The sequence below is a fragment of the Pseudomonas sp. BC42 genome, from assembly GCF_021560055.1.
Lineage (GTDB): Bacteria > Pseudomonadota > Gammaproteobacteria > Pseudomonadales > Pseudomonadaceae > Aquipseudomonas.
Window position 1 is genome coordinate 1,928,473 of sequence record NZ_CP091067.1, and the last position, 13,364, is coordinate 1,941,836.

11 protein-coding genes are annotated in these 13,364 nt (G+C 54.5%); all 11 read left to right on the forward strand.

The window, feature by feature from the left end; translation table 11 throughout:
• Window positions 1-50: 50 nt before the first annotated feature.
• The 11 genes from serC to L1O02_RS09250 all read left to right on the forward strand — a co-directional run bounded on the left by serC (window position 51) and on the right by L1O02_RS09250 (window position 13,342).
• Entirely contained in the window at window positions 51-1,136 is a 1,086-nt protein-coding gene (serC, locus tag L1O02_RS09200; RefSeq protein WP_042940789.1) for a 3-phosphoserine/phosphohydroxythreonine transaminase, read from the forward strand.
• Window positions 1,136-2,230: a prephenate dehydratase gene (gene pheA / locus L1O02_RS09205; protein WP_016964092.1), complete on the forward strand. Its 1,095-nt coding sequence runs from the start codon at window positions 1,136-1,138 to the stop codon at window positions 2,228-2,230. Before serC ends, pheA begins: the two co-directional genes overlap by 1 nt.
• A gap of 10 nt (window positions 2,231-2,240) precedes the next feature.
• Window positions 2,241-3,353, forward strand: a complete 1,113-nt coding sequence (hisC, locus tag L1O02_RS09210) for a histidinol-phosphate transaminase (RefSeq protein ID WP_060840450.1) — start codon at window positions 2,241-2,243, stop codon at window positions 3,351-3,353.
• A gap of 28 nt (window positions 3,354-3,381) precedes the next feature.
• Window positions 3,382-5,589, forward strand: coding sequence for a bifunctional prephenate dehydrogenase/3-phosphoshikimate 1-carboxyvinyltransferase (locus tag L1O02_RS09215; RefSeq protein WP_235760238.1), 2,208 nt, complete (start codon window positions 3,382-3,384; stop codon window positions 5,587-5,589).
• Window positions 5,586-6,275 (forward strand): (d)CMP kinase, encoded by a 690-nt coding sequence (gene cmk / locus L1O02_RS09220; RefSeq protein WP_011062580.1) that lies wholly within the window; start codon window positions 5,586-5,588, stop codon window positions 6,273-6,275. The genes L1O02_RS09215 and cmk overlap by 4 nt, the downstream gene beginning before the upstream one ends.
• 121 nt (window positions 6,276-6,396) lie before the next feature.
• Entirely contained in the window at window positions 6,397-8,091 is a 1,695-nt protein-coding gene (rpsA, locus tag L1O02_RS09225; protein WP_007931318.1) for a 30S ribosomal protein S1, read from the forward strand.
• A gap of 187 nt (window positions 8,092-8,278) precedes the next feature.
• A complete protein-coding gene (locus L1O02_RS09230) occupies window positions 8,279-8,560 on the forward strand; it encodes a hypothetical protein (RefSeq protein WP_108546078.1) in 282 nt (93 codons plus the stop codon).
• Window positions 8,561-8,701: 141 nt separating this feature from the next.
• Window positions 8,702-8,989, forward strand: coding sequence for an integration host factor subunit beta (gene ihfB / locus L1O02_RS09235; protein WP_017906414.1), 288 nt, complete (start codon window positions 8,702-8,704; stop codon window positions 8,987-8,989).
• An 806-nt stretch (window positions 8,990-9,795) separates the two neighbouring features.
• Window positions 9,796-10,815, forward strand: coding sequence for a glycosyltransferase family 4 protein (locus L1O02_RS09240; protein WP_108546077.1), 1,020 nt, complete (start codon window positions 9,796-9,798; stop codon window positions 10,813-10,815).
• Window positions 10,816-10,903: 88 nt separating this feature from the next.
• Entirely contained in the window at window positions 10,904-12,901 is a 1,998-nt protein-coding gene (locus L1O02_RS09245) for a nucleoside-diphosphate sugar epimerase/dehydratase (protein ID WP_235760239.1), read from the forward strand.
• 111 nt (window positions 12,902-13,012) lie between these two features.
• Window positions 13,013-13,342 (forward strand): helix-hairpin-helix domain-containing protein, encoded by a 330-nt coding sequence (locus L1O02_RS09250; protein ID WP_060840447.1) that lies wholly within the window; start codon window positions 13,013-13,015, stop codon window positions 13,340-13,342.
• Window positions 13,343-13,364 lie beyond the last annotated feature (22 nt).

Below are 13,364 nucleotides of genomic sequence, written 5' to 3' on the forward strand. Positions count from 1 at the left end.
GGCAGAGTGTTTGCTCTGTCCGCTACCGTGAATGCATAGCGAGAGTGGATGTGAGCAAACGAGCCTATAACTTCTGCGCAGGTCCCGCTGCGCTACCTGAAGCTGTCCTGTTGCGTGCCCAGGCCGAATTGCTGGATTGGCATGGCAAGGGCCTCTCGGTCATGGAGATGAGTCATCGCAGCGATGAATTCGTCTCCATTGCCACCAAGGCCGAGCAGGATCTGCGTGATCTGCTGAATATCCCCTCGAACTATAAAGTGCTGTTTCTGCAAGGCGGCGCCAGCCAGCAATTTGCCCAGATTCCACTGAACCTGCTGCCAGAAGGCGGCAAGGCTGACTACATCGACACCGGTATCTGGTCGCAGAAAGCCATCGAAGAGGCTTCCCGCTACGGTCAGGTCAATGTCGCGGCCACTGCCAAGCCTTACGACTACTTTGCGATTCCCGGCCAGAACGAATGGCAGCTGTCGAAAGACGCCGCCTACGTGCACTACGCGCCGAACGAAACCATCGGCGGCCTGGAGTTCAACTGGATCCCGCAAACCGGCGATGTTCCCCTGGTGGCCGACATGTCTTCCGACATCCTCTCGCGCCCTGTGGATATCTCCCGTTTCGGCATGATCTACGCCGGCGCGCAGAAGAACATCGGTCCCAGCGGCATCCTGGTGAACATCATTCGCGAAGACCTGCTGGGGCGTGCCCGTTCCCTGTGCCCGACCATGCTCGACTACAAGGTCGCTGCGGATAACGGCTCGATGTACAACACGCCGCCGACCCTGGCCTGGTACCTGTCCGGCCTGGTGTTCGAATGGCTGAAGGAGCAGGGCGGGGTGGAAGCCATCGCCAAGCTCAACGAGGTCAAGCAGCGCACCCTGTATGACTTCATCGATGCCAGCGGCCTGTACAGCAACCCGATCAACAAGTCCGACCGCTCGTGGATGAACGTGCCGTTCCGCCTGGCCGACGATCGCCTGGACAAGCCGTTCCTGGCTGGCGCCGAGGCCCGCGGTCTGCTCAACCTCAAGGGCCATCGCTCGGTGGGCGGCATGCGCGCCTCCATCTACAACGCCGTGGACATCAACGCCGTCAATGCGCTGGTGGCTTACATGGCAGAGTTCGAGAAGGAACACGGCTGATGTCTGAGCAAGAACTCAAGGCCCTGCGCCTGCGCATCGATGCTCTGGACGAGAAGGTCCTGGAGTTGATCAGTGAGCGTGCGCGGTGTGCCCAGGAAGTTGCCCGGGTGAAGATGGCTTCCCTGGCAGAAGGCGAAGTGCCGGTGTTCTATCGTCCCGAGCGTGAAGCTCAGGTGCTCAAGCGTGTCATGGAGCGCAACCAGGGGCCGCTGGGCAACGAAGAGATGGCGCGTTTGTTTCGCGAAATCATGTCTTCGTGCCTGGCCTTGGAGCAGCCGCTGAAAGTGGCTTACCTCGGCCCTGAAGGTACCTTCACCCAGGCAGCGGCCATGAAGCACTTCGGTCACGCCGTGATCAGCAAGCCGATGGCGGCGATCGACGAGGTGTTCCGCGAAGTGGCGGCCGGCGCGGTCAATTTCGGCGTGGTGCCGGTGGAGAACTCCACCGAGGGCGCGGTCAACCATACCCTCGACAGCTTCCTCGAACACGACATGGTGATCTGCGGCGAAGTCGAGCTGCGTATCCACCACCATCTGCTGGTGGGCGAGAACACCAAGACCGACAGCATCAGTCGTATCTACTCCCATGCCCAGTCCCTGGCCCAGTGCCGCAAGTGGCTGGACGCCCATTATCCGAATGTCGAGCGCGTGGCGGTGTCCAGCAACGCTGAGGCGGCCAAACGGGTCAAGGGCGAATGGAACTCGGCGGCCATCGCCGGCGACATGGCTGCGGGTCTGTATGGGCTGACGCGCCTGGCAGAGAAGATCGAGGATCGTCCGGACAACTCCACGCGCTTCCTGATGATCGGTAATCAGGAAGTGCCGCCGACCGGCGACGACAAGACTTCGATCATTGTCTCCATGAGCAACAAGCCCGGTGCCCTGCACGAGTTGCTGGTGCCGTTCCACGACAACGGTATCGACCTAACGCGCATCGAGACCCGACCCTCGCGCAGCGGCAAATGGACCTATGTGTTCTTCATCGACTTCGTTGGCCACCACCGTGATCCGTTGATCAAGGATGTGCTGGAGAAGATCAGTCAGGAAGCAGTGGCACTCAAGGTGCTGGGTTCCTACCCGAAAGCGGTTCTCTGAGGCTTTAACAATGAGTGGCGACTTCCTCGCACTGGCACAACCAGGCGTGCAACAACTTTCGCCTTACGTTCCGGGCAAGCCCGTGGACGAACTGGCCCGTGAGCTGGACATCGATCCGGCCACCATCGTCAAGCTGGCGAGTAATGAAAACCCGCTGGGCGCCAGCCCCAAGGCGCTGGCGGCGATTCGTGACGAGCTGGCGGAATTGACCCGTTATCCCGATGGCAACGGCTTTGCCCTCAAATCCCTGCTGGCCGAACGCTGCGGCGTGGATATCCAGCAGGTCACTCTGGGCAACGGCTCCAACGACATCCTTGAGCTGGTGGCGCGGGCCTACCTGGCGCCAGGACTGAATGCGGTGTTCAGCGAGCATGCCTTTGCCGTCTATCCCATCGTGACCCAGGCGGTGGGGGCCGCGGCGCGTGTGGTTCCGGCCAGGAATTGGGGGCATGACTTGCCGGCCATGCTCAAGGCCATCAATGAGCAGACCCGTGTGGTGTTCATTGCCAACCCGAACAACCCGACCGGTACCTGGTTCGGTGCCGAAGAACTGGATGAGTTTCTGCAGGACGTCCCGGCTCATGTGCTGGTGGTACTGGACGAAGCCTATATCGAGTACGCCGAAGGCAGCGATCTGCCGGACGGCCTGGACTTCCTGGCGGCCTACCCGAACCTGCTGGTATCGCGGACCTTCTCCAAGGCCTATGGCCTGGCGGCCCTGCGGGTCGGTTATGGTCTTTCGACCCCGGTGGTGGCGGATGTGCTGAACCGAGTCCGTCAGCCGTTCAACGTCAACAGCCTGGCCCTGGCGGCGGCTTGTGCCGCGTTGCAGGATGGGGATTACCTGGTTGAGAGCCGTCGTTTGAATGAGGCGGGCATGCAGCAGCTGGAGGCCGGGTTCGGTGATCTGGGCTTGAGCTGGATTGCGTCCAAGGGCAACTTCATTGCCGTGGATGTGGGGCGCGAGGCTGCCCCCGTGTTTCAGGGCTTGTTGCGTGAAGGGGTGATTGTGCGTCCGGTGGCTAACTACGGGATGCCTAACCATTTGCGCGTCACCATCGGCTTGCCGGCGGAAAACACACGTTTCCTTGAGGCTTTGGCCAAGGTTCTGGCTCGTGGTTGATGTCATTCCAACGCAATCTGCTGTACCTATGATCGGTCGCCTGGTGGTGATCGGTCTGGGATTGATTGGCGGCTCCTTCGCTAAGGGGGTGCGCGAAAGTGGCGTGTGCCGCGAAGTGGTCGGTGTCGATCTGGACCCGCAGTCCCGCCAGTTGGCGGTTGAGCTGGGGGTTGTGGATCGCTGTGAAGAGGATCTGGCTCTGGCTTGCCAGGGGGCCGATGTGATTCAGCTGGCCGTGCCGATCCTGGCCATGGAAAAGCTTCTGGCGCTGTTGGCCAGGATGGATCTGGGGCAGGCGGTGCTGACCGATGTCGGCAGTGCCAAGGGTAATGTGGTGCGCGCGGCACAAGAGGCGTTTGCTGGCATGCCGGCGCGCTTCGTCCCCGGGCATCCGATTGCCGGCTCCGAGCAGAGCGGTGTCGAAGCCTCCAATGCCCAGCTGTTCCGTCGCCATAAAGTGATCCTGACGCCTCTGGAGCAAACCGATCCGGATGCGTTGGATCTGGTCGACAGGCTTTGGCGTGAACTGGGGGCGGATGTTGAACACATGCAGGTCGAGCGCCATGACGAGGTCCTGGCGGCCACTAGTCACTTGCCGCACTTGCTGGCATTCGGCCTGGTGGATTCGCTGGCCAAGCGCAGTGAAAATCTCGACATCTTCCGTTACGCTGCGGGCGGGTTCCGCGATTTCACGAGAATCGCCGGCAGCGACCCGGTCATGTGGCACGACATCTTCCTCGCCAATCGCGAAGCGGTTCTGCGCACACTCGATACATTTCGCAACGACCTCGACGCCCTGCGCGATGCGGTCGATGCAGGGGACGGGCATCAGTTGTTGGGCGTATTCACTCGCGCCCGGGTTGCCCGCGAGCATTTCGGTAAAATCCTGGCCCGCCGGGCCTATGTGGACGCTATGAACTCCAACGATCTGATTTTCCTGGCAAATCCTGGTGGCCGCCTGTCTGGGCGGATTCGTGTACCGGGCGACAAGTCGATTTCCCACCGTTCGATCATGCTCGGCTCCCTGGCTGAAGGCACCACTGAAGTCGAGGGTTTCCTCGAGGGTGAAGATGCCTTGGCCACGTTGCAGGCATTTCGCGACATGGGGGTGGTCATCGAGGGGCCGCACCATGGGCGTGTGACCATCCATGGTGTGGGGTTGCATGGCTTGAAGCCGGCACCGGGCCCGATCTACCTGGGCAACTCCGGTACTTCGATGCGTCTGCTCTCCGGTTTGCTGGCTGCGCAGAGCTTCGACAGCACTCTGACGGGGGATCCTTCTCTGTCCAAGCGCCCAATGAACCGCGTGGCCAATCCGCTGCGGGAAATGGGGGCGGTGATCGAGACGGCGGCCGAAGGGCGTCCACCGATGGTGATTCGCGGTGGTCACAAGCTCAAGGGGCTGACCTATACCTTGCCAATGGCCAGTGCCCAGGTTAAGTCGTGCCTGCTGTTGGCCGGTTTGTACGCTGATGGGAAGACCACCGTCACCGAGCCTGCGCCGACTCGCGATCATACCGAGCGCATGCTGCGAGGCTTCGGTTACTCGGTGAATGTCGACGGTGCAACCGCTTCGGTTGAATCCGGCGGCAAGCTCAAGTCGACTCATATTGAAGTGCCGGCAGATATCTCCTCTGCAGCGTTCTTCCTGGTCGCGGCGTCGATCGCCGAAGGTTCGGAGCTGGTGCTTGAGCACGTGGGTATCAACCCGACCCGTACTGGCGTAATTGATATCCTGCGGCTGATGGGTGCTGATATTCGTCTGGAGAACCAGCGCGAAGTCGGCGGTGAGCCTGTTGCGGATCTGCATGTGCGCGCAGCCAAACTCAAGGGGATCGAGATTCCCGAGGAATTGGTACCGCTGGCAATCGATGAATTCCCTGTGTTGTTCGTGGCGGCGGCCTGCGCTGAAGGACGCACTGTGCTGCGCGGCGCGGAAGAGCTGCGGGTCAAGGAATCCGACCGTATCCAAGTCATGGCTGACGGCCTGTTGACCTTGGGGGTCAAGTGCGAGCCGACTCCGGACGGCATCATCATTGATGGTGGTCAGATCGGAGGGGGCGAAGTGCACGGTCACGGCGATCACCGTATTGCCATGGCATTCAGTGTTGCCTCGTTGCGAGCCAATGCGCCGATTCGTATTCACGACTGCGCGAACGTCGCGACTTCGTTCCCGAATTTTCTCGCGCTGTGCGCGCAGGTGGGGATTCGGGTTGCACAAGAGGCTCAGTCGTGAATATCAAGGCGCCTGTAATCACCATCGACGGGCCCAGCGGTTCCGGCAAGGGCACCATTGCCGGCAAGTTGGCCAAGCATTTGGGGTGGTGCTTGCTGGATTCCGGCGCTTTGTACCGGTTGCTGGCGTTCGCGGCACGCAATCATGGGGTCGACCTGACCAACGAAGAGTCGCTTAAGTTGCTGGCGGCGCATCTTGATGTGCAGTTTCTTGGCGCCACCGAAAATCATCCGCAGAGAATCATTCTCGAGGGCGATGATGTAACTGATGATCTGCGTAATGAGCAGGTTGGTGCCTGGGCTTCTCAGGTCGCGGCGCTGCCGGCCGTACGTGATGCCTTGTTGCAGCGTCAGCGAGCTTTCCAGGAGCCGCCGGGGCTGGTTGCGGATGGTCGCGATATGGGGACAGTGGTGTTTCCGGATGCGCCGTTAAAAATTTTCCTCACTGCCAGTGCCGAGGAGCGTGCTCGTCGACGTTACTTGCAGTTGAAGGGGAAAGTCGATGGTGTTAGTCTGTCGAGTCTGCTAGATGAGATTCGTGCGCGCGATGAGCGCGATACCCAGCGAGCGGTGGCCCCGCTCAAGCCGGCGGCCGACGCCATACAGCTGGATTCTACGGAGTTGTCCATCGATCAGGTGTTGCAACGCATTCTGAGCGAGATCGCCATTCGCGATATCGCCGGGTGAACAAGGAAGATCGCGGGGGACCAGTCATAGTCCTGCGATCTTTCTTTTATATGAACGTAACCCACATTGTCTGGGATGTGGCAGATGGGCGTATTCTTCGCCCTTATCAACAGGAATTAAAATGAGCGAAAGCTTTGCGGAACTCTTTGAAGAAAGCCTAAAAACCCTGAACCTTCAGGCAGGCTCCATCATCACCGGTGTTATCGTCGACATCGACTACCAAGCGCGTTGGGTAACCGTTCACGCTGGTCTGAAGTCTGAAGCACTGATCCCGCTTGAGCAGTTCTACAACGATGCTGGCGAACTGTCCATCAATGTTGGTGATGAAGTTCACGTTGCTCTGGATTCGGTTGAAGACGGTTTCGGTGAAACCAAGCTCTCCCGTGAAAAAGCCAAGCGCGCTGAATGCTGGATCGTTCTGGAAGCAGCCTTCGCAGCCGAAGAAGTGGTCAAGGGCGTTATCAACGGTAAGGTTAAAGGCGGCTTCACTGTCGACGTTAACGGCATCCGTGCGTTCCTGCCAGGTTCTCTGGTTGACGTCCGTCCTGTGCGCGATACCACGCACCTGGAAGGCAAAGAGCTCGAGTTTAAAGTCATCAAACTCGATCAGAAGCGCAACAACGTTGTCGTTTCCCGTCGTAGCGTCCTCGAAGCCGAGAACTCCGCTGAGCGTGAAGCTCTGCTGGAATCCCTGCAGGAAGGTCAGCAAGTCAAAGGTATCGTCAAGAACCTCACCGACTACGGCGCATTCGTTGATCTGGGCGGCGTTGATGGCCTGCTGCACATCACCGACATGGCTTGGAAGCGCATCAAGCATCCATCCGAGATCGTCAACGTTGGTGACGAGATCGATGTCAAGGTTCTGAAGTACGATCGCGAGCGCAATCGTGTTTCCTTGGGTCTGAAGCAACTGGGCGAAGATCCATGGGTCGCTATCAAGGCTCGTTACCCAGAAAGCACCCGCGTTACCGCGCGTGTAACCAACCTGACCGACTACGGCTGCTTCGCTGAGCTGGAAGAGGGCGTTGAAGGTCTGGTACACGTTTCGGAAATGGACTGGACCAACAAGAACATCCATCCTTCGAAAGTCGTACAAGTTGGCGACGAAGTGGAAGTTATGGTTCTGGACATCGACGAAGAGCGTCGTCGTATCTCCCTCGGCATCAAGCAGTGCAAGTCCAACCCATGGGAAGACTTCTCTGGCCAATTCAACAAGGGCGATAAAATCTCCGGCACCATCAAGTCGATCACCGATTTCGGTATCTTCATTGGTCTGGACGGCGGCATCGACGGTCTGGTTCACCTGTCCGACATCTCCTGGAACGAAGTGGGCGAAGAAGCCGTACGTCGCTTCAAGAAGGGCGACGAGCTGGACACCGTTATCCTGTCGGTTGACCCAGAGCGCGAGCGTATTTCCCTGGGTATCAAGCAACTGGAAAGCGATCCGTTCTCCGAGTACGTTCAAGAGAACGACAAAGGCGCAATCGTTAAGGGTGTTGTAAAAGAAGTTGACGCCAAAGGCGCCATCATCACCCTGGCTAACGATATCGAAGCTACTCTGAAAGCCTCCGAAATCAGCCGCGACCGCATCGAAGATGCGCGTAACGTTCTGAAAGAAGGCGAAGAAGTTGAAGCCAAGATCATCAGCGTTGACCGTAAGAGCCGTGTAATCCAGCTCTCGATCAAGTCGAAAGACGTTGAAGACGAGAAAGAAGCTATCCAGAGCCTGCGCGACAAGCCAGCTGCTTCGGATATCGCTGCTGGTCCTACCACTCTGGGCGACCTGCTGCGTGCACAGATGGAAAAACAGAACTAAGTTCTGTCTGGCCATAAAAAGGGCGACTTCGGTCGCCCTTTTTTATGCGTGAGATTTGAGGTGAAAAGAGTGGGGAAACCAATGTCAGCAATGGGTTGTCTCTTTCTTAGCGGCTGGCTCCTTTGGGTCTAAGCTTTTAGTCTAACGGTGTGTTACCCGGGCGGCGCTGGCTGTCCTAAGGAAGAGCATGATCAGGCTGAGTGTTGTTGTCTTTTTTCTTCTCCTGGCCGGGTGTGTGACCAATGTAAAGACCCATGCAGTTCGTGGGGGCAGCGGTATAGAGATTGACTGTTCAGGATTGGGGGTGGGCTGGGGCAAGTGTTACGAGCGTGCTGAGCTTGAGTGTGGGGCTGATGGATACAAGGTCATCACCAAGTCCATCGACTCCAAGGATGAGGAGGGGGATTACCCTTTTGGTTGGAATCCGGCGGGTTATCTGACTCGAACGATGTTAGTCGTGTGCCGATAGGTAGATATTGTATTTTGACTGCTGCTTCCTTTATAGGCTGCTGAGTTTGTGTCTGCTCTGCGCATGGGCTGTTCAAAACCTTCTGGGCGTGCTAAAACCTTTTGAGCACTGACCTAGCTGCTTGAAAAAGAAGGGAAAAATATGACGAAGTCGGAGTTGATCGAACGAATTGTCACCCATCAAGGGCTGCTGTCATCCAAGGATGTCGAGTTGGCCATCAAGACAATGCTTGAGCAAATGTCTCAGTGTTTGGCTACAGGTGATCGGATTGAAATTCGCGGGTTTGGTAGCTTTTCGCTTCACTATCGGGCTCCTCGGGTAGGTCGGAATCCAAAAACGGGTCAATCAGTTAGTTTGGATGGAAAATTCGTTCCACACTTCAAGCCCGGTAAGGAACTTCGAGATCGTGTGAATGAAGAGGATGAGTAATGATTTAACAGGTGCCTGGTTTGGATTTGTGAGTTTTTCGTATTTCAATGTTTTTAATGAGCTTTTTCTGTTTGAAATTTCTGTTTGTTTTAAGTGTTAGTGTTTTTGGCGCATTTTTGTTGGAATGAGTGTGTCGTTTTTTTGTTTTTATGTTTTTTGCTGTGTATATGTTTTGTTTTTTTGGGGGGGTAAGTGTAATTTCGAGGGTTTGTGTTTGGGGTCATTAATTGATGGTTTCTGTATGTGGGCCACTGTCGGGAAATGGTGTGGTTCATGCTGATTAGATTGGCTGTGCTGCGGATTAGATTTAGGTTGTGACGGATTGTGCTGTTGTTATGCATTATTCTTGTTAAGGTTTATATGTGTGCAGAACTTCCTATTAAGTATCTTGATTTTTTAAAATTTATAAGCGGGGTGGGATCTGCATAGTGAAATGAGTTGGGGGGGTAATTGCATCTTGTGTTGGTTTTGAATCAAGGTTTCTAGCCAATGAGGGGAGTTGCCTGTTAATGGCTGTTTTGACGAATAATATATTGGGTAGTGATTTTTGGTGAACATAGTTACGTATTTTTTTTCTGTTTTTTTTTGGGGGGGCGGTTTTTGTATTGCTTTGAATTTTTTAAAAAGATTTGATTTTTGGAAGTTTTGTAGTCTTAGGTTTGAGCTTTTGTCTCGCTGCTAAACAGCGTTGTCGAGAAGGATATTGTATTTTATTTTTTTATGAGGCGCGGGTTGCCAAATATTTTATTCAAAGGGAGCGGTTTGCCAATTGTCGCTTTCTCATTCGGTTTGGGGCTTAAACATAAATGGTGATTTGGTGGCTGATGTCGGCGGTATTTGGTGCTTCGCTGTTTTTAACATGGGGGTTGCGGCGTTACGCATTAACTCGCAGCTTGCTGGATATTCCCAATCATCGTAGTTCCCATTCAGTTCCTACTCCAAGAGGAGGGGGAGTAGCAATTGTCTTGAGTTTTCTTGCGGCAGTCCCTCTCCTGACATTTTTTGCTGATTTGCCTTTGTCATGTATATGGGCTCTATGGGGGGCAGGTGGGCTTATAGCTGTGGTTGGTTTTCTGGATGATCATGGGCATATAGCTGCACGTTGGCGACTAGTCGCGCATTTCTCTGCCGCTATTTGGGCAATGTTCTGGATGCGTGGTCTGCCAGCTTTACAGTTATTAGGAGTCGATTTCGATCTGTCTTGGGTTGGTCATCTTTTAGCCGTTTTCTATCTGGTCTGGATGCTTAATTTATATAATTTCATGGATGGTATTGATGGAATAGCCAGTGTTCAGGCGGTAACTACATGCCTTGGCGCATGTCTTATCTATTGGCTGGCTGGTGATACATCTTTGATCTGGTCACCGTTATTATTGGTTATGGCCGTTTTGGGCTTTTTGTATTGGAATTTTCCTCCTGCGCGTATCTTCATGGGGGATGCGGGTAGTGGTTTTCTTGGTCTTGTGCTGGGGATTTTATCAATACAGGCGGCGTGGGTTTCGCCGCGCTTCCTCTGGGTGTGGGTGATTCTTCTCGGTGTATTTATTGTTGATGCGACCTTTACACTGATGCGTAGATTATTACGTGGCGATAAAGTTTATGAAGCGCATCGTAGTCATGCTTATCAGTTTGCGTCGCGTCAGTTTGGTAGGCATTTGCCTGTGACCTTAGCGGTCATGGTAATCAATATTTTTTGGTTGTTGCCGATAGCCATATGGGTGGGGCTCTTCGATCTGGATGGTACTATAGGCACGGTATTGGCATATGCGCCGTTGGTTTTCCTTGCTGCTAGGTTTAATGCTGGCAAGCTTGAGAAAACCGCCTGATAGTGGTCAATATCATGGGCTGCCAAAGAAAGCTCCCCATTGGCGCTAAAACTGATATTCAGGAAAGGGGCTGGGGCTCATAGAAGCGATTATGGATAAAATACGAACACGTCTCTTGAGGCTTCCGCGCCGACAAAAACGAGTCCTGCAAGTAATAACCGATATCTTTTTGGTATGGGCGGCATTGTGGATAGCGTTCGTCGTGAGGCTGGGTTTTGATGATCTCAGTAACCCCTTTGTTGTGCATTTCTGGCTTTTTGCAAGCGCACCTGTCGTTGCTATTCCGTTATTCATCAAGTTCGGAATGTACCGTGCGGTCATGCGTTACTTCGGGAACGATGCCCTCATTGCAATAGTCAAGGCGGTAACCTTGTCTGCATTGGTTCTTGCACTGGTTGTCTATCTGTACAGTAATCATCAAACCGTAGTGCCACGTTCAATTGTATTCAACTATTGGTGGTTGAGTATGGTTATGATCGGTGGGCTCAGACTGGTTATGCGCCATTATTTTCTCGGGGATTGGTTCACGGCTGCTCAGCATGTACCGTTCACCAATCGTGATGATGGTTTGCCCAAAGTTGCGATCTATGGTGCAGGTGCCGCAGGTAATCAGTTAGTTGCCGCGTTACGATTAGGGCGTCTTATGCGCCCAGTTGCATTTATCGATGATGACAGCAGTATTGCCGACAGAATGATCGCTGGGTTGCAGGTATATAAACCCAAGCATTTGCAGCAAATGATCGACGACACCGGAGCAGAAGAGATACTTCTGGCAATTCCTTCATCAACTCGCAGTCGTCGGAGAGAAATCCTTGGTTTTCTTGAGGGGTTCCCTCTTCATGTCCGTAGTGTTCCCGGATTCATGGATCTTGCCAGTGGTCGAGTGAAGGTAGATGACATTCAAGAAGTAGACATTGCTGACTTGCTCGGTCGTGACTCTGTTCCCGCTCAAGGGGATTTGCTGGCGCATTGCATCCAGGGACAAACCGTCCTGGTGACAGGTGCCGGCGGATCTATTGGCTCTGAACTATGTCGGCAGATTCTGAGTCTGAACCCTACTACGTTAATATTGTTCGAGCATAGTGAGTTCAATCTTTACAGTATCTTGTCCGAGCTTGAACAGCGGCGAACGCGTGAGGCGCGCGCTGTAAAACTGCTTCCGATTCTAGGATCGGTGCGTAACTTTGAGAAGTTGTTGTCGGTCATGAAGACCTGGAACGTCGCGACGGTCTATCATGCAGCGGCTTATAAACACGTGCCTATGGTGGAGCATAATATTGCGGAGGGCGTGCTCAACAATGTGATAGGCACACTCAACACTGCACAAGCTGCCTTGCAGTCCGGTGTTGCCAACTTTGTACTGATTTCCACTGACAAGGCTGTTCGCCCAACCAATGTAATGGGCAGCACCAAACGTTTGGCGGAGCTCACTCTGCAGGCCTTAAGCAAAGAAGTGGCTCCGGTGTTATTCAATGACCCGTCGAATATTTCAAGGGTCAATAAAACCCGTTTCACCATGGTGCGTTTCGGCAATGTATTGGGCTCCTCGGGATCGGTCATTCCGCTGTTCCATAAGCAAATCAAAGCCGGCGGCCCATTGACGGTCACCCATCCGAAAATTACTCGCTACTTCATGACCATTCCTGAGGCTGCGCAGTTGGTTATTCAGGCAGGGTCGATGGGGCAGGGTGGTGATGTTTTTGTATTGGACATGGGCGAGCCAGTAAAAATTGTCGAGCTGGCAGAAAAGATGATTCATCTCTCCGGGCTGAGCATACGCTCGGAGAAAAATCCCCACGGTGATATCGCCATCGAGTTTACCGGTCTGCGTCCTGGTGAAAAGCTTTACGAAGAGTTGCTGATTGGTGACAACGTAGTGGCTACTCAGCATCCGATGATCATGAGTGCCAATGAAGACCATCTGCCTTGGGATTCACTGAAGGTCAAGCTCAGTGAGCTCCTTGCAGCGCTGGACGCAGATGATTATGCAAGGGTTCGCCAGTTGCTCCGTGAGACGGTGAGTGGCTATACACCGGATGGCGAAATTGTCGACTGGGTTTATCAGCAGCACCGCCTCAAACCCTGAGGCTACATACGCAGTAACTCTCCCGCCTTTGACTTGCCTCCCGCATCACCTAGGTTTGGAAGGCAGCTTCGGAAAAGCTGCTTTCCTTACTCGATGTCATGGAGCGTCATTATGCAAAACTCGTATTTCCTCTCTCTGATCTTTGCCTTCCTGGCCAGTCTTTCGCTTACCACTCAAGCGGCTCCTCTTGTCAACGCGCCGGCCAGCTCTCCCGAAATTGTGGAGCTGGCAACCGCTCAAAGTGGCAAGGTCAATATCAATACCGCTGACCAGGCCTTACTGCAGCGCGAGCTCTTCGGTATTGGCGAGGCCAAGGCCAAGGCGATTGTTGCTTATCGTGAAGAGAATGGCCCTTTTGCTTCGGTGGATGAGCTGTTGGAGGTCAAGGGGATTGGCAAGACCATCCTGGAGCGCAATCGGGACAAGCTCGAGGTCAATTGATTTGATTCTGTAATCACCAGAG